Origin of the sequence: Methylacidimicrobium cyclopophantes, assembly GCF_902143385.2 — a bacterium.
Taxonomy (GTDB): Bacteria; Verrucomicrobiota; Verrucomicrobiia; order Methylacidiphilales; family Methylacidiphilaceae; genus Methylacidimicrobium; species Methylacidimicrobium cyclopophantes.
This window is the reverse complement of record NZ_CABFUZ020000241.1, coordinates 1-1377: the sequence shown is the minus strand read 5'-3', so window position 1 is coordinate 1377 and position 1377 is coordinate 1. Positions and strand designations below refer to the sequence as shown.

Sequence of the window (1377 nt, the reverse complement as noted above, 5' to 3'; positions counted from 1 at the left end):
TCCGATCTATGAACAGGATTCCGTCCATCGCTTCCGCGACCTTATTCTTCACTTTTGGTGCCGTGTGGCCGATATAGTGGCCATAGCATCGGTTATGCGCCAGACAACGCCGCCTTTATAAACCAAAGGCAGCAACGTGGCATTTGATGATGATGCTGCCCTGACGGGTGCGGCGCAATTGACGGCCGACGATGGATTGGAACGCGGCGGGAAGCTGTAAAGCTGTCGGAATTCGATCCCACAGGGTCTGGACCTTGGTCCGGCCCTTGCGCGTCTGACGAATGGCTTGCCCGGCGACGGTTCGCTGCGACCATCGGAAGCCGATTTCGTTGAAGTAGAGATCGGCGTGCGCTGGGCTGATGTGATGAAACACCCCGACGACGGTGCGTCGAACCCGATCGGAAAATCCTTCGGCGCTGTTCACATGGACCATGCCCCGGACAAAATCCTGGCGATCATGACCGACCGCATCATGGGCGGCGAAATTGTGGCCGATCGCCGAGAAGACGCCCCATTCGTCGCTCATCAGGTGAGAGCCGAGATCTAGGTTTTCCGCCAGAGCGCCTCCGATTGCCTTGGCTGACCGATCCTCGATCAACCGGGCGCGAGCGCTGCCGGCCGCTGCGCCAGGGGACATTTCATGCGGGCGTTCGACCACGCACAGGGCCAGACGCTTCGTCGTCCTGGGCTGACCCTTGCGTCCGCGCCCGGGCTTCGGGCTGTCGCGATCCTTCCGCAGCGCGCCGCCAATGTAGAATTCATCGGTCTCGACGATACCGCCGAACTGGTGCTCGCGGGCAAGCATGAGCCGGATCGCGTGGCCGATCCGCCAGGCGGTGGGCTGGCTGACGCCCAGCATCTCGGCCAGCCGGATCGACGAGATTCCCTTGTCCGATTGCAGGATCAGCCACATGGCGGTCAGCCAGATGCGCAGCGGAAGTTTCGTCGCGTGCAGCGGTGTCCGCGTCGTCACGGTAAATTGGTGCCGACATTCCGGGTTCGCGCATTGATACAGGCCTGGGCGGCGGGTTCCGCCGCAATCGCGGCCTCTCAGGGCGGTCGATTCCCGATAGCCGCACACCGGGCACAGTCGACCGCGCGGCCAAACCATCTGTTCAAGCAGATGCCGACAGCGCTCCTCGCTCCGGAACGCCGTGGTCATGTCGGAAACCGTCTTGATCCGCGCCAAAACCTCGAGACCCATGCCTGCCATATCACCCTCGCCAGTGATCGAAACCGCCAGCAATTCTGCTCGCAGATCGGCAGAAATTCAATATTTTTCAGCCTTTGGTTTATAAAGGCGGACAACGCTAAGGGGGAACGAACGATGAACTCGGAAGATTCATGCGGTCATTCGGCGTGAACCGAGGTTGAGAG

1 protein-coding gene is annotated in these 1377 nt (G+C 60.9%); it reads right to left on the bottom strand.

Annotated elements, in window-relative coordinates:
- Positions 1-115: 115 nt before the first annotated feature.
- Positions 116-1213 (bottom strand): IS1595 family transposase, encoded by a 1098-nt coding sequence (locus FN369_RS09625; protein ID WP_142525929.1) that lies wholly within the window; start codon positions 1211-1213, stop codon positions 116-118.
- Positions 1214-1377 lie beyond the last annotated feature (164 nt).